This is a genomic window from Pollutimonas bauzanensis (assembly GCF_040393045.1).
Taxonomy (GTDB): domain Bacteria; phylum Pseudomonadota; class Gammaproteobacteria; order Burkholderiales; family Burkholderiaceae_B; genus Pollutimonas; species Pollutimonas bauzanensis_A.
Genome location: NZ_JBEBUX010000047.1, coordinates 1 through 21,501, shown reverse-complemented (window position 1 = coordinate 21,501; position 21,501 = coordinate 1). Strand labels below are relative to the sequence as shown.

29 protein-coding genes are annotated in these 21,501 nt (G+C 57.1%); 2 read left to right on the top strand and 27 right to left on the bottom strand.

The features are described from left to right. Positions 1 to 106: 106 nt before the first annotated feature. The 3 genes from ABWO67_RS09465 to petA all read right to left on the bottom strand — a co-directional run bounded on the left by ABWO67_RS09465 (position 107) and on the right by petA (position 3,107). Complete coding sequence (locus tag ABWO67_RS09465) at positions 107 to 961, bottom strand: cytochrome c1 (protein WP_353150839.1); 855 nt, start codon at positions 959 to 961, stop codon at positions 107 to 109. Positions 962 to 981: 20 nt separating this feature from the next. Beyond that, positions 982 to 2,370: a cytochrome b gene (locus tag ABWO67_RS09460; RefSeq protein WP_353150836.1), complete on the bottom strand. Its 1,389-nt coding sequence runs from the start codon at positions 2,368 to 2,370 to the stop codon at positions 982 to 984. An 86-nt stretch (positions 2,371 to 2,456) separates the two neighbouring features. After that, the gene (petA, locus tag ABWO67_RS09455) at positions 2,457 to 3,107 is read right to left on the bottom strand and encodes a ubiquinol-cytochrome c reductase iron-sulfur subunit (RefSeq protein WP_353150834.1); all 651 of its coding nucleotides are present in this window, start codon (positions 3,105 to 3,107) and stop codon (positions 2,457 to 2,459) included. Between the two features lie 124 nt (positions 3,108 to 3,231). Here petA and mscL point away from each other — a divergent pair, with 124 nt between their 5' ends. After that, positions 3,232 to 3,681, top strand: coding sequence for a large conductance mechanosensitive channel protein MscL (gene mscL, locus ABWO67_RS09450; RefSeq protein ID WP_353150831.1), 450 nt, complete (start codon positions 3,232 to 3,234; stop codon positions 3,679 to 3,681). Between the two features lie 34 nt (positions 3,682 to 3,715). Here mscL and ABWO67_RS09445 read toward each other — a convergent pair whose 3' ends face one another. After that, a complete protein-coding gene (locus ABWO67_RS09445; RefSeq protein ID WP_353150828.1) occupies positions 3,716 to 4,492 on the bottom strand; it encodes a Nif3-like dinuclear metal center hexameric protein in 777 nt (258 codons plus the stop codon). Positions 4,493 to 4,517: 25 nt separating this feature from the next. On the opposite strand from ABWO67_RS09445, the gene ABWO67_RS09440 reads away from it, so the two are divergent. Next, positions 4,518 to 5,675 (top strand): S1C family serine protease, encoded by a 1,158-nt coding sequence (locus ABWO67_RS09440; protein WP_353150825.1) that lies wholly within the window; start codon positions 4,518 to 4,520, stop codon positions 5,673 to 5,675. A gap of 8 nt (positions 5,676 to 5,683) precedes the next feature. Here the strand turns inward: ABWO67_RS09440 and tatC are convergent, their stop codons facing one another. From tatC to ABWO67_RS09325, 23 genes are all read right to left on the bottom strand, one after another. Beyond that, positions 5,684 to 6,472, bottom strand: coding sequence for a twin-arginine translocase subunit TatC (gene tatC, locus ABWO67_RS09435; protein ID WP_353150822.1), 789 nt, complete (start codon positions 6,470 to 6,472; stop codon positions 5,684 to 5,686). Next, on the bottom strand, positions 6,469 to 6,936 hold the full coding sequence (gene tatB / locus ABWO67_RS09430; RefSeq protein WP_353150818.1) for a Sec-independent protein translocase protein TatB: 468 nt from the start codon (positions 6,934 to 6,936) through the stop codon (positions 6,469 to 6,471). Before tatB ends, tatC begins: the two co-directional genes overlap by 4 nt. A gap of 2 nt (positions 6,937 to 6,938) precedes the next feature. Continuing rightward, positions 6,939 to 7,169, bottom strand: a complete 231-nt coding sequence (gene tatA, locus ABWO67_RS09425; RefSeq protein WP_353150816.1) for a Sec-independent protein translocase subunit TatA — start codon at positions 7,167 to 7,169, stop codon at positions 6,939 to 6,941. 15 nt (positions 7,170 to 7,184) lie between these two features. After that, positions 7,185 to 7,553: a histidine triad nucleotide-binding protein gene (locus ABWO67_RS09420; protein WP_353150813.1), complete on the bottom strand. Its 369-nt coding sequence runs from the start codon at positions 7,551 to 7,553 to the stop codon at positions 7,185 to 7,187. A 21-nt stretch (positions 7,554 to 7,574) separates the two neighbouring features. After that, complete coding sequence (locus tag ABWO67_RS09415) at positions 7,575 to 7,919, bottom strand: phosphoribosyl-ATP diphosphatase (RefSeq protein WP_353150810.1); 345 nt, start codon at positions 7,917 to 7,919, stop codon at positions 7,575 to 7,577. After that, positions 7,916 to 8,320 (bottom strand): phosphoribosyl-AMP cyclohydrolase, encoded by a 405-nt coding sequence (hisI, locus tag ABWO67_RS09410; protein WP_353150807.1) that lies wholly within the window; start codon positions 8,318 to 8,320, stop codon positions 7,916 to 7,918. The genes ABWO67_RS09415 and hisI overlap by 4 nt, the downstream gene beginning before the upstream one ends. After that, on the bottom strand, positions 8,317 to 9,126 hold the full coding sequence (gene hisF / locus ABWO67_RS09405) for an imidazole glycerol phosphate synthase subunit HisF (protein WP_353150804.1): 810 nt from the start codon (positions 9,124 to 9,126) through the stop codon (positions 8,317 to 8,319). Before hisF ends, hisI begins: the two co-directional genes overlap by 4 nt. Further along, positions 9,123 to 9,866, bottom strand: a complete 744-nt coding sequence (gene hisA / locus ABWO67_RS09400; RefSeq protein ID WP_353150801.1) for a 1-(5-phosphoribosyl)-5-[(5-phosphoribosylamino)methylideneamino]imidazole-4-carboxamide isomerase — start codon at positions 9,864 to 9,866, stop codon at positions 9,123 to 9,125. The genes hisF and hisA overlap by 4 nt, the downstream gene beginning before the upstream one ends. 91 nt (positions 9,867 to 9,957) lie before the next feature. Then, positions 9,958 to 10,611, bottom strand: a complete 654-nt coding sequence (gene hisH, locus ABWO67_RS09395; RefSeq protein ID WP_353150798.1) for an imidazole glycerol phosphate synthase subunit HisH — start codon at positions 10,609 to 10,611, stop codon at positions 9,958 to 9,960. 20 nt (positions 10,612 to 10,631) lie between these two features. Then, the gene (hisB, locus tag ABWO67_RS09390) at positions 10,632 to 11,219 is read right to left on the bottom strand and encodes an imidazoleglycerol-phosphate dehydratase HisB (protein ID WP_353150795.1); all 588 of its coding nucleotides are present in this window, start codon (positions 11,217 to 11,219) and stop codon (positions 10,632 to 10,634) included. Between the two features lie 15 nt (positions 11,220 to 11,234). After that, positions 11,235 to 12,533, bottom strand: a complete 1,299-nt coding sequence (gene hisD / locus ABWO67_RS09385; protein ID WP_353150792.1) for a histidinol dehydrogenase — start codon at positions 12,531 to 12,533, stop codon at positions 11,235 to 11,237. Positions 12,534 to 12,582: 49 nt separating this feature from the next. After that, positions 12,583 to 13,260, bottom strand: coding sequence for an ATP phosphoribosyltransferase (hisG, locus tag ABWO67_RS09380; RefSeq protein WP_353150789.1), 678 nt, complete (start codon positions 13,258 to 13,260; stop codon positions 12,583 to 12,585). Continuing rightward, positions 13,257 to 14,522, bottom strand: a complete 1,266-nt coding sequence (gene murA, locus ABWO67_RS09375) for a UDP-N-acetylglucosamine 1-carboxyvinyltransferase (protein ID WP_353150787.1) — start codon at positions 14,520 to 14,522, stop codon at positions 13,257 to 13,259. The genes hisG and murA overlap by 4 nt, the downstream gene beginning before the upstream one ends. Beyond that, entirely contained in the window at positions 14,515 to 14,763 is a 249-nt protein-coding gene (locus tag ABWO67_RS09370) for a BolA family protein (protein ID WP_353150784.1), read from the bottom strand. The genes murA and ABWO67_RS09370 overlap by 8 nt, the downstream gene beginning before the upstream one ends. A 5-nt stretch (positions 14,764 to 14,768) precedes the next feature. Beyond that, positions 14,769 to 15,563 (bottom strand): ABC transporter permease, encoded by a 795-nt coding sequence (locus ABWO67_RS09365; RefSeq protein ID WP_353150781.1) that lies wholly within the window; start codon positions 15,561 to 15,563, stop codon positions 14,769 to 14,771. Further along, on the bottom strand, positions 15,560 to 16,351 hold the full coding sequence (locus ABWO67_RS09360; protein ID WP_353150778.1) for an ABC transporter ATP-binding protein: 792 nt from the start codon (positions 16,349 to 16,351) through the stop codon (positions 15,560 to 15,562). Before ABWO67_RS09360 ends, ABWO67_RS09365 begins: the two co-directional genes overlap by 4 nt. Positions 16,352 to 16,413: 62 nt before the next feature. Next, positions 16,414 to 17,070: an MlaC/ttg2D family ABC transporter substrate-binding protein gene (locus tag ABWO67_RS09355; RefSeq protein ID WP_353150775.1), complete on the bottom strand. Its 657-nt coding sequence runs from the start codon at positions 17,068 to 17,070 to the stop codon at positions 16,414 to 16,416. Between the two features lie 12 nt (positions 17,071 to 17,082). Next, a complete protein-coding gene (locus tag ABWO67_RS09350; protein ID WP_502929991.1) occupies positions 17,083 to 17,916 on the bottom strand; it encodes an MlaA family lipoprotein in 834 nt (277 codons plus the stop codon). A 59-nt stretch (positions 17,917 to 17,975) separates the two neighbouring features. Then, positions 17,976 to 18,500, bottom strand: a complete 525-nt coding sequence (gene mlaD / locus ABWO67_RS09345) for an outer membrane lipid asymmetry maintenance protein MlaD (RefSeq protein ID WP_353150773.1) — start codon at positions 18,498 to 18,500, stop codon at positions 17,976 to 17,978. A 19-nt stretch (positions 18,501 to 18,519) separates the two neighbouring features. Continuing rightward, positions 18,520 to 19,308 (bottom strand): lipid asymmetry maintenance ABC transporter permease subunit MlaE, encoded by a 789-nt coding sequence (mlaE, locus tag ABWO67_RS09340; RefSeq protein WP_353150770.1) that lies wholly within the window; start codon positions 19,306 to 19,308, stop codon positions 18,520 to 18,522. Then, positions 19,305 to 20,132, bottom strand: a complete 828-nt coding sequence (locus tag ABWO67_RS09335) for an ABC transporter ATP-binding protein (protein ID WP_353150767.1) — start codon at positions 20,130 to 20,132, stop codon at positions 19,305 to 19,307. The genes mlaE and ABWO67_RS09335 overlap by 4 nt, the downstream gene beginning before the upstream one ends. Before the next feature lie 89 nt (positions 20,133 to 20,221). Continuing rightward, positions 20,222 to 20,752, bottom strand: a complete 531-nt coding sequence (locus ABWO67_RS09330; RefSeq protein WP_353150764.1) for a chromate transporter — start codon at positions 20,750 to 20,752, stop codon at positions 20,222 to 20,224. 10 nt (positions 20,753 to 20,762) lie between these two features. Next, on the bottom strand, positions 20,763 to 21,344 hold the full coding sequence (locus tag ABWO67_RS09325; RefSeq protein WP_353150761.1) for a chromate transporter: 582 nt from the start codon (positions 21,342 to 21,344) through the stop codon (positions 20,763 to 20,765). Positions 21,345 to 21,501 lie beyond the last annotated feature (157 nt).

Below are 21,501 nucleotides of genomic sequence, written 5' to 3'. Positions count from 1 at the left end.
CACCGAAGTGCGGCTCCGAAAAGGGAAATAGGCGTATCAACCTACGCCTATTTCTTGACCGGTAGCTTAAACGCGATGCCTGGAAGGCGCTACCGGCACAGACTGCTTATTTGACGTTTTTCCAGAAGGCTGCATTCAGGCGCCAGGCAATAATCAGGAACAGCGAAAGGAACAGCAAGACCCACACACCCAGCTGTTTGCGCTGAAGCTGCATGGGTTCGGCCATCCAGCCCAGGAAATTACTAAGGTCGGCGACATTATTGTCGAAAACCGCGGCGCTGTTTTTGTCAGCAGGTGCCAGGATGGCTTTGTCGACGGGGGAACCGTTGTAGTCTTTCAGCTCTTCCTTAGTGATGACCGAAAATCCTTCAGCATCGTATTTGGCCGTAGTGCGCTCCCAGTTTTTGGTGCCATCGGCATTCTCAGCTTCGTGGACAATAACATGGTCTAGTGTACTCGGGCCCTGGAGTTGCCAAAGTACGTTGGGCATGCCGACGCTTGGGAATACCAGGTTGTTCCAGCCGGAAACCTTGGAGGTGTCGCGGTAGAACGTACGCAGGAAAGTATAAACGTAGTCAACGCCAGATGGACCCATGGTGGTCGATTTGGCACGCGCAATCACGGACAAGTCCGGAGGGGCGGCGCCAAACCATTTCTTGGCATCTGCAGGCGTCATGGCGATGTGCATCAGGTCGCCGATTTTGTCTGACGTGAAAAGCAGGTTTTTCTTGATTTGCTCTTCAGTCAGGCCAATGTCCGTGAGCTTGTTATAGCGCATGGAATTGGCGCTATGGCAGCCCAGGCAATAGTTGACGAACAACTTGGCGCCGTTTTGCAGCGAGGACATGTCGTTGATGCGGTCGGGTGCGTGATCCAGCTTGTAGCCACCGCTTGCAGCGAATGAAACCGCGCAGGTCAGTGACAAAGCAATGGTACCTATCAGCTTTTTAATCATGATCATTCCGTAACGTGTTGGTGGCCTTAATGAGGATGGAAGGTGATGCGGTCAGGTACCGGTTTGAAGGTACCTATCCGGCTCCAGACGGGCATCAGGAAGAAGAAGCCCAGATAGATCACGGTTCCGATTTGACTCATTAAGTTGAAGGTTGCATTAGGCGCTTGCGTGCCCAAATAGCCCAACACCAGGAAGTTGATGATGAAGATAGCATACAGGTACTTGTGCCAGGTAGGACGGTAGCGGATCGACTTGACCGGCGAATGATCTAGCCATGGCAGGAAAAACAGGATGACTACCGCGCCGCCCATGGCGACTACGCCCCAGAACTTGGCGTCGATAACGCGCAGCAGCACAGCAACCAGAATCAGGATAACTGGCACGGCGATGCGCCAGATGCCCTTGAGGTTGCTTTTCACCAGGATAGCAATGGCGCCCAGGACGGCGGAGCCTGCGAGGATCCAGGTAAAGTCGGCGGTGGTGGCACGCAGCATGGAGTAGAACGGCGTGAAGTACCAGACCGGCGCAATATGCGGAGGCGTCTTCAGGGAGTCGGCGGGAATGAAGTTGTTGTACTCAAGGAAGTACCCGCCCATTTCCGGACCGAAGAAGACAATGGCGGCAAACACGATAAGGAAGCCAGCCACGCCCATGAGGTCGTGCACCGAGTAATAAGGATGGAAAGGAATGCCATCTACAGGGTGCCCGTTCTTGTCTTTGGGACCTTGCTTGATTTCGACGCCGTCAGGGTTGTTGGAACCCACTTCGTGCAATGCAATGATGTGTGCAACCACCAGGCCGATAAGGACCAGGGGAATGGCAATCACGTGGAAAGCGAAGAAGCGGTTAAGCGTGGCATCGGAAACGACGTAGTCGCCGCGTATCCAGATCGACAGTTCAGGGCCGATGAAAGGAATGGCCGAGAACAAGTTCACGATAACCTGTGCGCCCCAATACGACATTTGGCCCCATGGCAGGAGGTAGCCGAAGAAGGCTTCGCCCATCAGACAGAGGAAAATCGCAACGCCGAAGATCCAGACCAGTTCGCGCGGCTTGCGGTACGAGCCATAGAACAGGCCACGCAACATGTGCAAGTACACGACCACGAAGAACATGGAGGCGCCGGTGGAGTGCATGTAGCGGATCAACCAGCCCCATGGCACTTCGCGCATGATGTATTCGACCGATTCAAACGCAAGCTTGGCATCGGGTTTGTAGTTCATGACCAGGAAAATACCGGTCACGATCTGCAGGACTAGCACTAACAGCGCCAGCGAGCCAAAGAAGTACCAAAAATTGAAGTTTTTTGGTGCATAGTATTCGGACATGTGCTCTTTGAACAGGCTGGTAAGCGGGAAGCGCCTATCTATCCAGCCTAAGAGTCCTGTCGTTTCGACGGTTTTTTCGCCAGCCATGAAAACGGCTCCTTTTTTCTATCTTACGAGGCGTGTAACGGGTTCAGTGTCGGTGGGGCGTTTGGAACACCCCATTTAATAAGGCATTAAGCCTTGTTGTTTTCGTCAACACCAATGGTGATGCGAGTACCGTCGGCTGAAAAAGTGTAGGGCGGTACTTCGAGGTTGTCGGGCGCGGGTTTGTTGCTGTAGACGCGACCAGACAAATCGAAGGAAGAACCGTGACACGGACAAAAGAACCCGCCCGCCCAGTCGGACGGCAAACCGGGTTGTGGGCCGGTGGCAAATACCGGCGATGGCGAGCAGCCGAGGTGAGTACATATGCCCACGGCAACGAAGAGCTCGGGCTTGCGCGAACGGTATTCGTTCTTGGCATAGTCGGGGGTATAGCCGGGGCGGTCGGAATTGGGGTCGGCCAGTTCGGCATCATGCTTTTTGCTGACCAGGCCCTTAAGTTGGGCTTCGGTGCGATGCATGATCCAGACCGGCTTGCCGCGCCATTCGACAGTGCGCATTTCGCCCGGTGCAATATCGGAAACCTGGACTTCAACGGGGGCCCCTGCCGCGCGCGCTTTTTCTGACGGCGCAAACGAACTGACGAAGGGAACTACCGTTGCGACGCCCGCCACACCACCGACGGCACAGGTGGTAGCTACCCAGAAACGGCGCGAAGGATCAGGTGGGAGGTTGGGATCAACCGCACCGGAATCATCGAGCTGTGTCGTAATCTGACTCATTCTAGTATCCTTATTCATGCCCTTCCCGGGCATACCATTCACTGTTTTTAGCTGTGTACTGTCCTATTAGCCGCGTATTATAGCGTTAGCCTGGAATCGGGTGAAATTGATAAAGGAAAAAGAAATGAGCAAAGCACGGGGTTTCCTACAAGAGTTCCAAGAGTTCGCTGTAAAAGGCAACATGATTGACCTGGCCGTCGGGGTAATTATCGGCGCCGCATTTGGGAAAATCATCGACTCATTGGTCAAAGACATCATCATGCCGCTGGTGGCTTTCATCATGGGAGGGCAAGTCGATTTCACCAACCAGTTCTTGATATTGCGCGCACCGGAAAACTACGCCGGGCCCGCGACTTACGACGCGCTCACCAAGGCCGGCGCGGTGGTACTGTCGTGGGGTAACTTCCTGACTATTATGATCAACTTCATCTTGCTGGCCTTCGTGGTGTTTTGCCTGGTGAAGGCCGTCAACTCTGCGCGTAATCGCCTTGCAGCACAAAAAGAAGCCGCCCCTGAAGCCCCCGCGGAAGAAGTGGTTTTGTTGCGTGAAATCAGGGATTCGTTAAAAAAATAACGGGAATGTTGTTGGGTTGCAGCCTTTTGTTTGGCTAGATCGGGTTGTCAATATCGATAAAGTCCACCCGGATGCCAAACTCTTTGGCGACGGCTGCGCCCAACGCCTGTATGCCGTAACGCTCTGTCGCATGATGGCCTGCGCCAATGAAGCCGACGCCGGTTTCTTGCGCCAGGTGATAAGTGGGTTCCGACGCTTCTCCGGTCAAGTAGGCATCGGCGCCTGCGGCGACGGCGGCTTCCATCATGCTTTGCGCACCCCCCGTGCACCAGGCGATGCGACTGATTTCTTGTTGCGCATTTCCAACAACTAGCGGCTGGCGCTGTAAAGCATTGCAAATATTGTTTCCAAGCGCTTCGAGGGTTATTGGCGGATTGCAGCGGCCTAGCCATACCAGCCCATCGGGCCCGCAAACCACGGGATTGCCGTGTTCGTCCAGATCGGGTTCGAAACCCAGCACACGCCCTAATTGCGCGTTGTTGCCCAGTACCGGGTGGGCGTCCAGGGGCAGGTGGTAGGCGAATACGTTAAGGTCGTGGCGCAGCGCCAGTGCCAGCCTGGCGCGTTTGGGGCCGCGAACACAGGGGTCTTCATTCTTCCAGAACCAGCCATGGTGCACGAGCACGGCATCGGCGTTTCGCGCAATAGCGGCTTCGAGTAACGCCTGTGTTGCGGTAACTCCGGTGATAATGTGTCTGATAGATGCTTTGCCTTCGACTTGCAGTCCATTAGGGCAGTAGTCCTTGAAGCGTTGAACTTGTAATGTGGCTTCAAGCCAGCGGGCCAGTTGTTGTGTAGAAACCTGATTCATTGATCGTCTTTTTCCTGTTTGCCTTATGCGTCGATTGTGGTTGCTATTTACCCAAGCCGTAACGGTATGCCTGGGTATTTTATTCATTGTGGCTACTTTGCGCCCCGATTGGCTGCATTCGTCGCCGCCTGACGCGTCGACGGCGCCTGCGGCCTCGTCATCAGTCGCATCGCCGGATGTCCGCCAGGGCGAAGTGTCGTATGCCAAGGCCGTGGCGCTGGCCGCGCCCGCAGTCGTAAACGTTTATACCAGCAAGCATATCAATGTGCCCATTGTGCCGCTCCCTAATGATCCAGAGCTGAACCGCTTGTTCCGGGATATTCCGGGCTTTAGCAGGCGTAAGCAATCCACCAACCTGGGCTCTGGCGTGATTGTGCGCGGTGATGGCTATATCTTGACCAACTACCACGTGATCGAGGCGGCCGATGCCATTGAAGTGGCCTTGAGCGATGGTCGTCAGACGCGTGCCAAACTGGTTGGCGCTGACCCGGAAAGTGATTTGGCCGTGCTTAAAATCGACCTGCCCAACTTGGCCGTCATGACTTTCAACGGCGAGCATCAGGTTCGTATAGGCGATGTCGTGCTTGCCATCGGGAATCCATTCGGTGTTGGCCAGACGACGACCATGGGTATCGTGTCGGCCTTGGGCCGAAACCGTCTGGGCATCAATATTTACGAAAATTTTATCCAGACCGATGCAGCGATTAACCCTGGTAATTCGGGTGGTGCGCTTATCGATACCACCGGCCGCCTGGTCGGAATCAATACGGCCATTTATTCAGAAACCGGCGGCTCGCTGGGGATAGGTTTTGCCATCCCCGCCCAGGCGGCGCACACCATCATGGATCAGATCATCCAGACGGGGACCGTGACGCGTGGCTGGCTGGGCATAGAGCCCCAGGATATTACGCCCGAGCTGGCCAGGGCTTTTGGCCTGAAGCGCGAAGATGGCGTGATTATCGCTAGTGTGTTCAAAAATGGCCCGGCGTGGCGCGCTGGCATCCGGGTGGGCGACATTGTTCTACAGCTTAATGATCAGCAGGTTGAGGATGCAATTGGCTTTCTTAACCAGATTGCACCCTTGCCCCCGGGCAAGGAGGTGTCACTGCAGATCATGCGCGATGGGAAGAAGCAGGATATTGCGGTCAAGATAGGCAGCCGCCCTCGAATTCGCAAGCCTTGATGCCTGCTTCAGTCGTGGCGGGTGGCTATGTCGTCGCTGCTATCGGCGTCATCATCGGGCTGGGCTTCGCGCTTCTTGAGTGCGCTGGCCACTAGCACCCCTACTTCGAACAACAAGCACAGCGGTACAGCCAGCATGAACTGGCTAAGGACGTCGGGTGGTGTGACGACTGCGGCAATGACAAAAGCGCCTACGATGACGTAGCCGCGCGATGCCCTGAGTTTCTCGACCGTGATCATGCCGCTTTTGACCAGCAGGATGACGGCGATGGGCACTTCAAAGGTAACGCCGAACGCCACGAACATGGTCATGACAAAGCTGAGATACGCTTCGATATCAGGGGCGGGCGTTATCGACTGTGGCGCGAAGTTGGCAATAAAGTGAAAGACGGTGCGAAACACCACGAAGTAGCAAAAAGCCATGCCCAATAAAAATAGCAGGGTGCTGGAAGCAATAAGGGGCAGGGCTAGGCGTTGTTCGTGCTTGTACAGCCCCGGTGCTACGAAGGCCCAGGCTTGATACAGCACGACAGGCAAGGCCAGTACGAACGCCGCCAGCATGGTCACCTTGATAGGCACCATGAAGGGCGTAATGACGCCGGTGGCGATCATGCGCGTGCCTTCCGGCAGCGAGGCCAGCATGGGTTGCGCGAGCAAGTCGTAAATGGTGGACGGGCCAGGGTAAATGAACAACACCACGAAGACCCCCAGCACGGCCAGTACTGCGCGCAGCAATCGTGTGCGGAGTTCGACCAGGTGCGAGATGAAAGTGTCTTGTGGAGCGGCGTCTTGCGTCACGTGGGTGTCTCTGTGTCAGGTTTTTTTGTCGGTGCAGCAGGTTCGGGGTCGGCCGGCGGCTCTGCCAACGGCTCGGGGGTGAATTCGACAGCTGCGGCCGCGTCTGGCGCGTCGGTGGTGGCGCTGGTTTCAGCCCTGGCGTCTTTGACGAGTGTTTCCACCGAAGCGGAGGCTTCTTTCAGTGCCTGCTGAGCGTCGTCGAGGGGCTTGCGCAAGCTTGCGCTGGCGTCTTGCATGGACGATTTAACCGACTTGGCAGCCTCTTCCATTTGGCCTTTGAGGTCGGTCAGGCCGTCGAGTTCGATCTCGCGCTGGATATCGGTTTTGACATCGCTGACATAGCGCTGCGCGCGCCCGACCAAATGGCCAAGCGTACGGGCAACCTTGGGCAGCCGCTCGGGCCCAATGACGATCAGCGCAATGACGCCGATAAGCAGCAGTTCGCTAAAGCTGACGTCAAACATGGTTATACGTCAGTTTTTTCTTTGGCTTGAACATCGATGGTTTCGTCGTTGTGCGCACGTTGCTGCGTAACGGCTTCGGGGTTTTTTTCGTCTTTGCCATCGTTCATGCCTTTCTTGAAGCCTTTAACGGCGCCGCCAAGGTCTTCACCCATGTTGCGGATTTTCTTGGTGCCAAAAATAAGGGCCACGATCACCAGAACAATAAGCCAGTGCCAAATGCTGAAACTACCCATAATTATGTTCTCCGATTAGGCGGCTGGAGCCGCGCGTTTATCCCAGGGGCGTGGGCCCCCGATGATGTGAAAATGCAGGTGGGCAATTTCTTGTCCGCCATCTATTCCTGTATTGGCAACTAACCTGAAGCCGCCGTCTGGCCCTGGCCTGCAGCCGTTATCGTCAGCCAGCTTGGGCACCAGGGCCATCATTCTACCCAGCCATGCTGCGTCATCAGGTTTGATGTCCTGTAAAGAAACAATATGGCGTTTTGGTATAAGTAGCAAGTGTACGGGAGCCGCGGGGTTTATGTCGTGAAAAGCAAAGAAATCTTCGTCTTCGTAAGCTTTCTTTGACGGAATCGTACCGTTTGCGATTTTACAGAATAGACAATGCTCACTCATTACAGTTCTCGTGGGTGTTGATTAGTGTTCGGGCCTGCCGGCTTTCTCGACCAGCCCCGAAGTGCCTTCGCGTCGCGCCAGCTCGGCCAGCACTTGTTCCGGGCGCAGGCCATAGTGGGCCAGCGTGACCAGGCAATGGAACCAGAGGTCGGCGGTTTCGCTAACGATGCGGTCGGGCGTGTTGTCTTTGGCGGCCATGACCAGCTCGGTTGCTTCTTCGCCGATTTTTTTCAGAAAGGCGTCGGGGCCTCGGGATAGCAACTTGGCCGAATAAGAGCTGGATGGGTCGCCGCCGTTTTCAGGCAGGCGGGATTCCAGGGTGTCGGCCAGTCGGGTCAAGATAGTAGCGATGTCTGGCTGAGTCATTTGTAGATAAGTTCAGGGTCTTTCAGGACGGGTTCGGTAATTGTCCAGGTGGCTTGCGCGGAATCGCCGTCCAGGCGCCGGAAAAAACAGCTTTCGCGCCCTGTATGGCAGGCGATGCCGCCTTCTTGCTTGACCTTGAGCAACAGCACATCGCCGTCACAGTCCAGGCGCAGCTCGCGCAGTTGTTGCACATGGCCGGACTCTTCGCCCTTGCGCCACAGCCGTTGGCGCGAGCGCGACCAATATACGGCCCGCCCGGTGGCCACGGTTTCGGCCAGCGATTCGGCATTCATCCAGGCAACCATAAGTATGGTGCCGGTGTCAGCGTCTTGCGCGATGGCGGGAATGAGGCCGTTTTCATCAAACGTGACGGCGGCAAGCCAAGTGGAATCTGGAGTCATGCGGATAAGCGTACTTTAATGCCTTGTGCGGCCATGAATTCTTTGGCTTGCTGCACAGTGTATTCGCCGTAATGGAAAATGCTGGCGGCAAGCACCGCGCTGGCGCGACCCGTTGTGACGCCATCTGCCAAGTGTTGCAACGTGCCGACCCCGCCCGAAGCGATGACGGGCACCGAGACGGCATCGGATACGGCGCGCGTTAGTTCAAGGTCGAAGCCCGACTTGGTGCCGTCGCGGTCCATACTGGTCAGCAAGAGTTCCCCGGCGCCGTATTCAGCCATTTTCTTGGCCCATTCCACGACATCGATACCTGTGGCTTTCCGCCCGCCATGCGTGAACAGTTCCCATTTTGGCGGTTCGCCTGCTGCCGATACGCGGCGCGCATCAATGGCGACCACAATGCATTGCGAGCCATGGTAGTCGGCGGCGTCGCGCACCAGTTCGGGGTTGGCCACGGCGGCGCTGTTGATGGATACCTTGTCGGCGCCTGCGTTAAGCAGGCGCTGGATATCGGCCACTTGCCGCACGCCTCCGCCGACAGTCAGGGGAATGAACACCTGGCTGGCAACGGATTCGATGATGGGCAGGATAAGGTCGCGCGCATCGCTGGTGGCGGTGATGTCGAGAAAGGTGAGTTCGTCGGCGCCTTGCTCGTTATAGCGTTGGGCGATTTCGATGGGGTCGCCGGCATCGACCAGGTCGACAAAATTTACGCCCTTGACCACCCGGCCCGCTGTAACGTCAAGGCAGGGAATGATGCGGCGCGTAAGCGCCGTGTCGTTCAGGGCGGCAGGTGCTTGGTTCATGCGGTTCCCAGTTCGTCGGCCATTTCCTGGGCGGCGGCGAAATCCAGCGTGCCTTCGTAAAGGCTGCGGCCAAGAATGGCGCCTTCAATGCCTTCCTCTTCGACAGCGCATAGCGCTTCGATATCGCGCAGGTCGGTGACGCCGCCGGAGGCAATGATAGGAATGCGCACATGCTGGGCCAGCTTGACGGTGGCTTCAATATTTACACCGGACAGCATGCCGTCGCGGCCGATGTCGGTGTAGATAATGGCTTCACAGCCGTAGTCTTCGAATTTGCGGGCCAGGTCAAGGACGTCGTGGCGCGTCAGCTTGCTCCAGCCATCGGTGGCGACTTTTCCGTCGCGGGCATCAAGGCCAACGATAATGCTGCCAGGGAATGCGCTGCAGGCGTCGTGCAGGAAGCCGGGGTCTTTAACCGCTGCCGTGCCGATAATGACATAGGTAATGCCGGCATCCAGGTAGCGTTCGATGGTGTCCAGGTCGCGGATGCCCCCGCCGATTTGAACGGGTACATCGCCGCCTACGGCAGCGATGATCGATTTGATAGCGCCCTGGTTCTTGGGCTTGCCTGCTACGGCGCCGTTCAAGTCAACCAGATGCAAACGCCTGGCCCCCTGGTCTAGCCACTGCGTTGCGATGGCTGCAGGGTCTTCCGAGAAGATAGTTGCGTCGTCCAGGTCACCTTGGCGTAGGCGCACACAGCGCCCGTCTTGTAGGTCGATGGCGGGGATGAGTAGCATGATCGATAGCCGATAAAAACAATGAGTGGGAATAGATAAAAGGTATATTGTTGACGTTACCTGATATTTCGCCGTCTTGCTTGGCGTTCTGTTAGGGATTCCAGTCAACAAAATTCCGATATAGGCGCAGGCCGTGGCTGGCGCTTTTCTCGGGATGGAACTGTATGGCAAAAATGTTAGCCGCTGCGATGGCGCAGGTAAAGCCCACACCGTAGTGGCTTACCCCTACAGTGAGAGCCGGATCTTCAGGCTCCACGTAGTAACTATGCACAAAATAAAAATGGCTATGGTCGGGAATGCCCGCCCACAAGGCGTGTGCCTGCACCTGCTCGACGCGATTCCAGCCCATGTGCGGAACCTTAAGCAATTCCTGTTCCTGGCCCGATTGGCCGTGGCTGGCATATTGCGGGCCGGCAAAGCGTTTAACCTTGCCCGGAAAGATATCCAGGCATGGCACATTGCCTTCTTCGCTTTGGCTAAACAGCATTTGCTCGCCGACGCACACACCCAGCAGCGGCTTGTTATGCGCAGCCCTGACAACCGCTTCGCGCAGGCCCGATTCGTTCAGTGTGCGCATGCAGTCGCGCATGGCGCCCTGGCCTGGGAAAACCACGCGCGAGGCCCGGTCGATGTCTTCGGGCTTATTGCAAATTTTTATGTCGGCATCGGGTGCGGCGGCTTGCAGCGCGCGCGCGACCGAGTGGAAGTTGCCCATACCGTAGTCAACAATGGCGATAGTATTCACGGAAGCAGCCGATTAGCGGTTTAAAGGACACCCTTGGTTGACGGCACGACGCCTTCATTGCGGGGGTCGTGTTCGGTGGCCATGCGCAATGCGCGACCGAAGGCCTTGAATACGGTTTCACACTGGTGGTGAGAGTTTTCGCCGCGCAGGTTGTCGATATGCATGGTTACCAGAGCATGGTTCACAAAGCCCTGGAAAAATTCACGGGCCAGGTCGACATCGAAGCGGCCGATATGCGAGCGCGTGAAGGGGATGTGGTAGTACAAGCCGGGGCGCCCGGAAAAGTCGATGACGACGCGCGACAAGGCTTCATCAAGCGGCACGTAGGAGTGGCCGTAGCGGCGCAGGCCGGCTTTATCGCCTACTGCGGCGGCAAAGGCCTGGCCCAGGGTAATGCCGACGTCTTCCACAGTGTGGTGGTCATCGATATGGGTATCGCCATCGCACTGGATGTCCAGGTCGATAAGGCCATGGCGGGCGATTTGGTCCAGCATGTGGTCCAGGAACGGCACGCCGGTATTGATGGTTTGGCGGCCAGTGCCATCCAGATTGATGGAAACGCGCACGCGCGTTTCGTTGGTATTACGGGTAATGTCGGCAGTACGCATGTTCAGGACGTCATATTAGTTGGTGAGGCGGTATTCGGCGCTGGCGGCATGGGCTTGCAAGCCCTCGCCATAGGCCAGCGTTGCAGCTACGCGCCCCAGAGTTTGAGCGCCCGCCTGGGATACGTGGATAAGGCTGGAGCGCTTCTGGAAATCATACACGCCCAATGGTGAAGAAAACCGGGCCGTGCGCGAAGTGGGTAATACGTGGTTAGGCCCGGCGCAGTAGTCGCCGAGCGCTTCCGAACTGTACCGTCCCAGGAAAATCGCCCCGGCGTGACGGATCTTGTCGGCCCATTGCTGTGGATTTTCGGTGGAGATTTCCAGGTGTTCGGGCGCGATGTCATTGGCGATGGCACAGGCTTCATCCAGGTCTTTCACCAGGATCAGGGCCCCGCGATGAGCCAGACTTTTGCGGATGATATCGTGGCGTGGCATGGTGGGTAGCAGGCGCTCGATGGCGGCCTGCACGTCATCCAGGTAGCCAAGGCTGGGGCACAGCAAAATGGCTTGCGCGAGTTCGTCGTGTTCGGCTTGCGAAAACAAGTCCATGGCGATCCAGTCTGCAGGCGTCGTGCCATCGCAGATGATCAGGATTTCGCTGGGGCCGGCGATCATGTCGATGCCAACGGTGCCGAACACGCGGCGCTTGGCGGCAGCAACATAGGCGTTGCCGGGCCCTACGATTTTATCGACGGCCGTGATGGTTTGCGTTCCGTAGGCCAATGCGCCCACGGCTTGCGCCCCGCCTATGCCCCACATCCGGTCTACGCCGCCTATTGCGGCGGCGGCCAGCACCATGGGGTTGCGTACGCCATCGGGCGTAGGGGTCACCATGATGATTTCAGATACGCCGGCGACTTTGGCGGGAATGGCGTTCATTAGCACCGAGGACGGATAGGCGGCTTTGCCGCCTGGCACATATAGCCCCACGCGATCCAGCGGTGTGATTTTCTGGCCCAGTACCGTGCCATCGGCCTCGGTGTAGGTCCAGGTCTGGGCGCGTTGCCGGTCGTGATAAACACGCACGCGTTCGGCAGCAGTTTCCAGCGCCTGGCGCTGGTCTGCAGGCAAGGCGTTTAGCGCGGCCAGCCATTCGGCACGGTCGATTTCCAACGCGGCAAACGAGGGCGGCGATACGCGGTCAAACTGCCGGGTATAGTCCAGCACAGCCTGGTCGCCGTGTTCTTGCACGTTCTTCAGGATTTCGGCTGTGGCGCGTTCAATGGACTCGTCCTGCGAGGCATCAAAGGCAAGCAGCGAGCGCAAGGTGCGCGCAAAGGATTCGGACTCGGTACTTAAACGTGTAATCGGCATGGCTTGGCACAGACAAATACGGGATATGACAAAGAGTGTATACCGTAATCTAGGTACTGCTTATCGAGGCGCGGGCAAAAGCGTCGATGAAGGGCTGCAGCTTGGCGCTACGCGTCTTGAGCGAGGCCTGGTTGACGATCAGGCGCGACGAAATTTCGGCGACATCTTCCACCGCCACCAGATTGTTCGCCTTGAGCGTATTGCCGGTGGAAACCAGGTCGACGATGGCATCGGCCAGGCCTACCAGCGGGGCGAGTTCCATAGACCCATAAAGCTTGATCAGGTCGACATAGACGCCTTTGCGTGCAAAGTGTTCGCGCGCCGCCTGAACGTACTTTGTGGCTACGCGCAGGCGCGCACCCTGGTGCACGGCCGCTTCGTAATCGAAACCCTGGCGTACCGCCACACACAGCCGGCAATGGGCGATGTTCAGGTCAACAGGCTGGTACAAGCCGCCAGGGTGCTCGGCGGCATGCTCGTACAAGACATCTTTGCCGGCAATGCCGAAATCGGCAGCGCCGTACTGGACATAGGTAGGAACGTCGGAGGCCCGGACAATAATCAATTGCAAATCGGGGCTGCTGGTTGGCAGTATCAATTTGCGCGATGTTTCGGGGTTCTCGGCTACCTGGACGCCAGCCGCTTCCAGCAAGGGCATGGTTTCGTCAAAGATACGCCCTTTCGATAAGGCTAGCGTAAGAGGTCTTCCAAGGCTGGCTGGGCTCATGCGGTTTCCCGGGTGATGCGTTGAATGTTGGCGCCTACCGAACGTAGCTTCTCTTCCATGCGCTCGTAACCGCGATCCAGATGGTAAATGCGCTCGACAACGGTGTCGCCATAGGCGGCCAGGCCGGCAATGACCAGGCTGGCTGATGCGCGCAGGTCGGTAGCCATGACGGTAGCGCCCGACAGCTGAGGTACGCCTGTGACAACAGCGGTATGGCCATCGATATCGATCAGGGCGCCCATGCGGCCTAGTTCCTGGACGTGCATATAGCGATTTTCGAAGATGTTCTCGACGATGACCGCGGTGCCGTCGGCGATGGTGTTAAGCGCCATCAACTGGGCCTGCATATCGGTAGGAAAACCAGGGTATTCGCGTGTGCGGAAACCAATGGCGCGGGGCCGTTTGCTCATCGAGCAATGAATCCAGTCGTCGCCGCATTCGATGGTCAGGCCGGCTTCGCGCAACTTGTCGATGATGGCGCCCATGGTTTGCGGAGCGGCGTGGCGCAGCGTGATTTCGCCACCAGTGGCTCCTACGGCGCACAAAAATGTGCCGGCTTCAATTCGGTCGGCCACAACTTTGTGTGTGGCGCCATGCAGTTGATCAACGCCGTCGATAATGACGCGATCGCCGCCGTGGCCCTGGATGCGGGCGCCCATTTTATTAAGCAGCTCGGCCAGATCGATAATTTCAGGCTCGCGCGCTGCGTTCTCAAGAATGGTGCGCCCTTCGGCCAGGACGGCCGCCATCATCAGGTTTTCCGTTCCGGTAACCGTGACCATGTCGGTGCGTATGGAGGCGCCTTTCAGACGTTTGGCCTTGGCTACGACAAAACCGTGTTCGATCTTGATGTCGGCGCCCATGGCTTCCAGGCCCTTGATGTGCTGATCGACAGGGCGCTGGCCAATGGCGCAGCCGCCGGGCAGGCTGACTCGTGCTTCGCCAAAGCGCGTTAGTAACGGCCCTAGCACCAGGATGGATGCGCGCATGGTCTTGACCAGCTCGTAGGGCGCTTCCAGGCTGCTTATTTGCGCGGCGTTCAGTTGTACGACGCCGTCGTTGCCGCGTTCGGATTTGACGCCTAATTGCCCTAGCAACTTCAGCGTAGTGCCGATGTCGTTAAGCCCGGGGACGTTTTCCAGGGTGATGGTGTCGGCCGTTAATATGCTGGCGCACAAAATCGGCAGGGCGGCGTTTTTCGCGCCCGATATGGTGACTTCACCCTTGAGGCGGTTGCCGCCGGTGATTAGCAGTTTATCCATTCGGGTTCGCCTTGTATTCGGCAGGGGTGAGCGTGCGCATGGACAAAGCGTGGATTTCGGCTTTCATGCGTTCGCCCAGCGCCGAATACACCAATTGGTGGCGTGCGATAAGACGCTTGCCTTCGAAAGACGGACTGACGATGATGGCTTCGAAGTGCGAGCCGTCGCCTTGAACTTCAATATGGTCACAGGGCAGGTTGTCGGCGATGTACTGGCGTACTTGTTCTGGGGTAGGCAACATGGCAATTAATTCCGAAGTTTATAGCCGCTGGCCAACAGGCGCAGGGCAAATAGACAAAGCACGATAAACACAGAGGCGACAACCGCCAGGCTATGCCATGGGGATACGTCCGATACGGCAAAAAAGCCGTAGCGGAAGCCGTCTATCGTATAAAAAATGGGATTCCAGCGCGAAACGGCCTGCCAAAATGGCGGCAGGCTGTGTATGGAATAGAAGACACCCGACAGAAACGTGGCAGGCATGATCAAAAAGTTCTGGAAGGCTGCCAATTGATCGAATTTCTCGGACCATAGCCCGGCGATCAGGCCCAGGATGCTCATGATGCCGCAAGACAGCACAGCAAACACCAGCACCCAAAGCAGGTTGGTTACCGGCAGGACAACGAAGAACAACGCCACCAGCCAGACACAGGCGCCGACGCACAGGCCGCGCACAATGGCAGCCAGGATATAAGCGCTGAAGATTTCGCGGTGCGATAACGGCGGCAGCAAAATAAACACCAAGTTGCCTGTAATGCGGCTTTGAATCAGCGACGAAGACGGATTGGCAAATGAGTTTTGCAGCATGCTCATCATCATCAACCCCGGGATCAGGAACGACGTGTATGGCACCGTGTTGTAAACCTGCACCCGGCCTTCGAGGACGTGGGCAAAAATCAGCAAATACAGCAGCGCTGTCAGCACGGGCGCGGCAATGGTCTGGAAGGACACCTTCCAGAAGCGCGAAAGTTCTTTGCGCAGCAGCGTAGGGAAGCCCGAACCCATGTCGGTGCGCGCCTTGATCAAGGGAGAAGAGCTCATGCCGTCACCCCCGTAAATTCGTCGTTGTGCATGATGCGTACGAAGGCATCTTCAAGGTCGGCCCCGCCCACGCGCGCCAACAATGCCTGTGTGGTGTCAAGGGCCACGATGCGTCCGCCCTTGAGCATGGCAATGCGGCCACAGAGCGCTTCCGCCTCTTCCAGGTAATGGGTGGTCAACAGTATGGTGTGGCCTTCTTTGTTAAGGCGGGCAATGAATTCCCAGAGTGTGCGGCGCAAATCGACGTCTACGCCAGCGGTAGGCTCGTCAAGGATAATGACTGGCGGGCGATGCACCAGGGCTTGCGCCACCAGCACGCGGCGCTTCATGCCGCCGGAAAGGGCGCGCATATTGGTGTCGGCTTTGTCCGACAGCCCCAGATTGGCCAGGATTTCATCGATCCAGTCGTCGTTTTTGCGCAGGCCGAAGTAGCCCGATTGCAGTCTTAGGGTTTCGCGTACGGAAAAAAACGGGTCATAGACGATTTCCTGCGGCACGACGCCCAGCGCCCGACGCGATAGCTTGAATTCGTTGACGACATCATGGCCGCAGACACGCGCAGTGCCCGAAGAAGCCTGCGCAAGCCCGGCCAGTATGGATATCAGCGTCGTTTTGCCTGCGCCATTGGGCCCCAGGAGGCCAAAGAACTCACCGTATTCGACAGTAAGGCTGACATCGTCAAGAGCCTGGAAGCCTTGCTCTTGGGGCTTTCCGGTCAACCAGTCGGCCATGCCGCGTTTGCGCGGCGTATATATTTTCGAAATATGTTCTAAGGAAAGGGCAGACATAGCAATAAAAAAAGCTTGGCTCGAAATTAAGCCAAGCTTTGCATTATAACGACGGCAGCAGTTTATTGATTACGTTGATTCAATGCTGTGATCAGCCCATCAATACCGTTTTGCGAAATCTGCTGGGAAAACTGATTGCGATAGTTCTGGATCAGCCAGATGCCTTCGACATTCAGATCGTATATTTTCCAACCCTGGGCGGTTTTTTCCAGTCGATAGTCGATGCCTATTGCCGGCCCGTTGTTTTGCGACAGGGTCGAACGCACCACCAGGTCGTCAGCGTTGGCATCGCCGCGGAATGGCAGCATGGCGAAAGTGGATCGTTGGTCTACTTTGGTAAATGCGCCGCTATAGGTGCGGATAAGCGTGCCCTTGAAGGCCTGGATCAAATCGGTTTGTTGCTGTGGAGTGGCTTGGCGCCAGTAGCGTCCGGCGGCCAGGCGTGTGGTTTTTTCCAGGTTTACGTAAGGCAGCACGTATTCGTTGACGACCTGATTGATCTTGACCAAGTCGCCCGATTTGACGGCGCTGTCTTTCTTGACAGCTTCCAGGGCGTTATTGGCGACGGTTTCCACGAATTCGCTGGGCGACTTAGCAGCTTGACCGGCGCTTTGAGCATGTACCGTTCCCGTTGCCAGTCCCGCCAAGCCAAGCAGGCCGGCCAGCAGCAGGCGGCTGGCGTTGGATAGGGAAAGCGTTGAAAGAATAACTTTAAACATAAATAATCCTGATTACTGAACCGGCTTCGCCGCGGGAGCGGCTACTGGCGCTTCTGCTTCGTCGTCCGAATAGTCGGGCAGGTTGTCCTGGGTATAGTCGGGCAAGCTGTCATCGGCCAAACGGCTGTCTACCTGTGCCTTGCGGCGTTGTATGTAAGCGTCGCGGATAAAGCTGTAACGGTCAAGAGCCACTTCGTTAACAAGTTCGTCCGCATCCAGCAGGCTTGCGCGTGTGTCGACGGTATACAGGCCGATAAGGGAATTGCGCAGTGGTACGTTGTCGATTTCAAACACAGGTGTAATGGGCGAAACGCCGGCGGCGAAGGTGCCCAGCGTGGCAGTGCCATCGCGGACCGAACTGGAGCCGAGGAATGGCAGGACGACGTACGGGCCCGATTTAAAACCCCATACCCCCAGCGTAACGCCGAAATCGTTCTGGATACGTCGCGAGCCGTTCATGGACGCGACGTCAATGCAGCCGCCCAAGCCCATGGTCGAATTAAACAGCACCCGTCCCAGGGTATTGAAGAAGTCATGTCCGCGAGCCTGCAAGAAGCTGTTCAGAGCGGACCAGACATCGACGACGTTATTGAACATGTTGTGGATACATGTTTGTACCGGCTGTGGCGTGAGCGCATCGTAACCACTGGCGATGGGCTTGAGCAGAGCGCGATCGACAGTATCGTTGAAGGTATACATGCTGCGGTTGTAGCTTTCCCAGGGATCATCGGGATTTGGGGTGCTGACCGAGGCACAGCCGGCTGCGAGCGCTGTGGCGCCCAGCAACGCAGTCATCCGGACCAGCCGGTGGGCGGGTTTCAGGACCGGGGTAGATGATTGAGTCATGTCTTTTTCAACTGTTGTGTAAGCAATAGACTGGGGATTGTAAACGCCTGTCGCCTGGCCTAGGGTTTTGGAGCCTCATTGTTGTGCTCGCCCGACACTGAAGAGGCGGCGGCGGGCGCAGCACTTCCTTCCTTGTCGGCCGAGCTATACAGGAATTTGCTGATCAGTTCTTCCAGAACCACGGCGCTTTGCGTGTACTGAATTTCGCTATTGTTTTCGAGATTCTTGTCCTCGCCGCCCGGTGTCAGGCCAATATATTGTTCGCCCAGCAAGCCGGACGTCAGGATAGAGGCCGATGAATCGCTGGGGAATTCGTAGCGCTGTTCAAGATCCAGCGTGGCCACCGCCTGAAAACGTTGATTGTCGAAGTCAATGCTTGCTACTCGCCCAACCACCACGCCGCTGCTTTTGACAGGCGCGCGCACCTTCAGGCCGCCCAGGTTGTCGAAATGCGCCTGTACTTTATAGGTAGGAGCAAAGGAAAAGGAACTCATGTTGCCGGCCCGCAAGGCCAGGAACACCAAAGCAATGCCGCCCAGGACAACAAACAAGCCCACCCAGAAATCGGTTTTTTCACGCGTCATGATTAATCCGTTTATATCGTTAATTGCTGAACATCAGCGCAGTAAGCAGGAAGTCCAACCCCAGCACGACCAGCGAACCGGCCACTACAGTGCGCGTGGTGGCGCGAGAAACGCCTTCCGGAGTGGGCGTGGAAGTCCATCCGGCATACAGCGCGATCAGCGTGACGGCAATGCCGAACACTACGCTTTTGACCACGCCATTGAGTACATCCTTGAAGACGTCGACGCCGCCCTGCATTTGCGACCAGAAGACACCGGGGTCTATGCCGATAAGCACCACGCCGACAATCCAGCCACCCAGAATGCCCACCATGGAAAATACGGCGGCCAGAATCGGCATGGCGATCACACCGCCCCAAAAGCGGGGCACCAGCACCCGGCGTATGGGGTCGACCGCCATAACCTCCATGGCGGTGAGTTGTTCGCCCGCTTTCATCAAGCCAATTTCGGCGGTCAGCGACGTGCCCGCGCGGCCTGCAAACAGCAGGGCGGTGACAACGGGACCCAATTCACGCGTTAGCGACAGCGCGACGAGCAGGCCCAGGGCTTCTTCGGAGCCATAGCGGTTGAGCGTGTAATAGCCTTGCAGGCCCAGTACGAAGCCGACGAACAAGCCAGATACGGCAATGATCAGCAGCGAATGATTGCCAATGAAGTGGATTTGCTGGGAAACCAGGCCGGGACGCTTGAGCGCGGTGCCGGTACGCGCCAGGATAGCACCGGCCAGGCGCATGAAAGCGCCAAGCCCGGTAATGTTGCGGCGTACTTTCCCGCCCAGCGCTGCAATGGATTTAACAGGGGATGTCATGCGCGGCCCGAGTGTTGTTCCAGCCACTTGGTGAAAGCCGGAGACGTGGGGTAGTGAAAGGCAATGGGCCCATCCGGTTGCCCGTTCAGGAACTGCTGTACGTAGGCATCCTGCGAGGCCGACAATTCCTTCGGCGTACCGCTGGCGATCAGTTTGCCTTGCCCGACCATATACACCTGATCCGCGATCAGGAAGGATTCAGCGACGTCGTGCGTAATCAGCATGGATGCGCAGTTGAGCCGGTCGGTCAGGTTGCGTATCAGTTGAGCCGTAATGCCCAGAGAAATGGGATCGAGCCCCGCAAAGGGTTCGTCGTACAGGATGATCTCGGGCTCGAGGACAATGGCTCGCGCCAAGGCCACGCGCCGCGCCATGCCGCCTGATATTTCCGATATTTTGAGATGAGCCGCCGCACGCAAACCCACTGCATCCAGTTTATCTAGTACGCGTTCGATGACTTGGCTTTCGGACACGCAGGTATGCTCACGCAACGGAAATGCTACGTTCTCAAACACATTAAGGTCGGTGAACAGAGCGCCCTGCTGGAACAATACGCCCATGCGCTGTCGCAATTCGCGCAGGTCTTCACCTGGCACATCGGCGATGTCGCGGCCAAACACCGTGATTGTTCCCCGCTGGGCGGTGATTTGCCCAGTGGCAGCACGCAATAAGGTCGTCTTGCCGGAGCCCGAGCCGCCCATCATGGCCACGACTTGCCCTCGACGCACTTCGATGTCGATACTTTGCAACACCGTAAAGTCGCCGTAGCCTAAAGCAACATCGGTGAACTTTACGACCGGATCATTGGGGATGGGTGCGTTCATACGGGTTTGAACCTAGGTATAAGCTTTGCATTGTACCTTTTGAAATGAGAGTCCATTCCCCGTTTGTAGCATACGCAAGCGGGTGTTTGTCAGGCGGCTGGCTGAACGACCGCGAACAGCAGGCCGCCCAGGCCTAGCAGCAGGAAAGGGCTGACGCGGGTGCGCAACAGCAGAATGGTCGATAGCATCGCCACGCCCCAAGCCCATGCGCCGCCTTCAGCAGCCCGCAGTATGGTGCCTGTTGCAGCCAGAATCATGCCGGCCGCAACAGGGATAAGACCTTGTTCAACGGCCTTGATCAGAGGCTTGCCTTCATAGCGCGCCCAAAGCTTGGCCAGGTAATACACCAGGATGGCGGAAGGCAGAAAAATGGCCACAGAAGCGACCAATGCGCCGATAATTCCTGCCGTTTGCCAGCCCACCAGGGTTACCAGCAAGGATTTTGGGCCAGGCGTCAGTCGAGATAGCGCAAATAGATCCAGGAATTGCGCATTGGTGATCCACTGGTGCACTTCGACCGACTGATGGTGAATAGCCGGAATAATGCTTTGTCCACCGCCTATGGTCAGGAAGGACAGGGGCGCAAAAACGCGCAATAGATTTATCAGAATTTCGATCATTGTTGCTGCGTCATTCTGCGGTCTTCTTGTTTTTCTTGTTCACGCGTAGCCAGGCCACTGCAATAGAGCAGGGCGCCGCAACCACGATTACGCCGATCAGATTCAGCTCGAAAACGAAGATGGCTATGAAGATGCCTGCCATGATCAGGAACGATATGGGGTTATGCAGCGTGTGTCGCGCCGCGCGCAGGCCCATTTCGAGCGACAAGCCGATAGCGGCGGCTGCAATGCCCGCCAATACCAGGTGCGCGGTTTTCGATTGGCTGATTTGCGCAAAGACCGCGGCCATGATGATGGCGACGAACATGGCGGGTACGACCATGCCCAGCGCGGCGACCAGCGCGCCGTTACGTCCGCGCAGGCGGTAGCCTATCCAGATGGAGAGGTTGACCACGTTGATGCCGGGGAAGGCTTGGGACAGCGCCAAGCCGCTAAGAAAGTCTTCTTCAGTTATCCAGTGCCGCCGATGCACGAATTCGCGCATCAGCCAGCCGCTTAGTCCGCCGCCGAAGCTGGTGACGCCTATACGGGCAAATGCCAGGAACAAGGTGAGCAGGTCGGGGGGTGGGGTGATGGCGGCGGGAGGAGTCATTGTTTATGGCGGGATGACTGCTATTAAGTAGGGTGTTGGGGGAAGTCCGATATTGTCACATTAAACCGGGGGGTATGGGCTTACAGGCAACTGACGGTTTCTTTATGCGTAGCCTTGCTGTTTTTTTTACACGCAGTTGCTGCAGGCCTTGGTTGAT

Excerpts from the sequence above, each read along its gene's own strand:
- ABWO67_RS09465 (WP_353150839.1), bottom strand. The coding sequence starts at position 961 with ATGATCATGATTAAAAAGCTGATAGGTACCATTGCTTTGTCACTGACC.
- ABWO67_RS09460 (WP_353150836.1), bottom strand. The coding sequence starts at position 2,370 with ATGGCTGGCGAAAAAACCGTCGAAACGACAGGACTCTTAGGCTGGATA.
- petA (WP_353150834.1), bottom strand. The coding sequence starts at position 3,107 with ATGAGTCAGATTACGACACAGCTCGATGATTCCGGTGCGGTTGATCCC.
- mscL (WP_353150831.1), top strand. The coding sequence starts at position 3,232 with ATGAGCAAAGCACGGGGTTTCCTACAAGAGTTCCAAGAGTTCGCTGTA.
- ABWO67_RS09445 (WP_353150828.1), bottom strand. The coding sequence starts at position 4,492 with ATGAATCAGGTTTCTACACAACAACTGGCCCGCTGGCTTGAAGCCACA.
- ABWO67_RS09440 (WP_353150825.1), top strand. The coding sequence starts at position 4,518 with ATGCGTCGATTGTGGTTGCTATTTACCCAAGCCGTAACGGTATGCCTG.
- tatB (WP_353150818.1), bottom strand. The coding sequence starts at position 6,936 with ATGTTTGACGTCAGCTTTAGCGAACTGCTGCTTATCGGCGTCATTGCG.
- tatA (WP_353150816.1), bottom strand. The coding sequence starts at position 7,169 with ATGGGTAGTTTCAGCATTTGGCACTGGCTTATTGTTCTGGTGATCGTG.
- ABWO67_RS09420 (WP_353150813.1), bottom strand. The coding sequence starts at position 7,553 with ATGAGTGAGCATTGTCTATTCTGTAAAATCGCAAACGGTACGATTCCG.
- ABWO67_RS09415 (WP_353150810.1), bottom strand. The coding sequence starts at position 7,919 with ATGACTCAGCCAGACATCGCTACTATCTTGACCCGACTGGCCGACACC.
- hisI (WP_353150807.1), bottom strand. The coding sequence starts at position 8,320 with ATGACTCCAGATTCCACTTGGCTTGCCGCCGTCACGTTTGATGAAAAC.
- hisF (WP_353150804.1), bottom strand. The coding sequence starts at position 9,126 with ATGAACCAAGCACCTGCCGCCCTGAACGACACGGCGCTTACGCGCCGC.
- hisA (WP_353150801.1), bottom strand. The coding sequence starts at position 9,866 with ATGCTACTCATCCCCGCCATCGACCTACAAGACGGGCGCTGTGTGCGC.
- hisB (WP_353150795.1), bottom strand. The coding sequence starts at position 11,219 with ATGCGTACTGCCGACATTACCCGTAATACCAACGAAACGCGCGTGCGC.
- hisD (WP_353150792.1), bottom strand. The coding sequence starts at position 12,533 with ATGCCGATTACACGTTTAAGTACCGAGTCCGAATCCTTTGCGCGCACC.
- hisG (WP_353150789.1), bottom strand. The coding sequence starts at position 13,260 with ATGAGCCCAGCCAGCCTTGGAAGACCTCTTACGCTAGCCTTATCGAAA.
- murA (WP_353150787.1), bottom strand. The coding sequence starts at position 14,522 with ATGGATAAACTGCTAATCACCGGCGGCAACCGCCTCAAGGGTGAAGTC.
- ABWO67_RS09370 (WP_353150784.1), bottom strand. The coding sequence starts at position 14,763 with ATGTTGCCTACCCCAGAACAAGTACGCCAGTACATCGCCGACAACCTG.
- ABWO67_RS09365 (WP_353150781.1), bottom strand. The coding sequence starts at position 15,563 with ATGAGCTCTTCTCCCTTGATCAAGGCGCGCACCGACATGGGTTCGGGC.
- ABWO67_RS09360 (WP_353150778.1), bottom strand. The coding sequence starts at position 16,351 with ATGTCTGCCCTTTCCTTAGAACATATTTCGAAAATATATACGCCGCGC.
- ABWO67_RS09355 (WP_353150775.1), bottom strand. The coding sequence starts at position 17,070 with ATGTTTAAAGTTATTCTTTCAACGCTTTCCCTATCCAACGCCAGCCGC.
- ABWO67_RS09350 (WP_502929991.1), bottom strand. The coding sequence starts at position 17,916 with ATGACTCAATCATCTACCCCGGTCCTGAAACCCGCCCACCGGCTGGTC.
- mlaD (WP_353150773.1), bottom strand. The coding sequence starts at position 18,500 with ATGACGCGTGAAAAAACCGATTTCTGGGTGGGCTTGTTTGTTGTCCTG.
- mlaE (WP_353150770.1), bottom strand. The coding sequence starts at position 19,308 with ATGACATCCCCTGTTAAATCCATTGCAGCGCTGGGCGGGAAAGTACGC.
- ABWO67_RS09335 (WP_353150767.1), bottom strand. The coding sequence starts at position 20,132 with ATGAACGCACCCATCCCCAATGATCCGGTCGTAAAGTTCACCGATGTT.
- ABWO67_RS09330 (WP_353150764.1), bottom strand. The coding sequence starts at position 20,752 with ATGATCGAAATTCTGATAAATCTATTGCGCGTTTTTGCGCCCCTGTCC.
- ABWO67_RS09325 (WP_353150761.1), bottom strand. The coding sequence starts at position 21,344 with ATGACTCCTCCCGCCGCCATCACCCCACCCCCCGACCTGCTCACCTTG.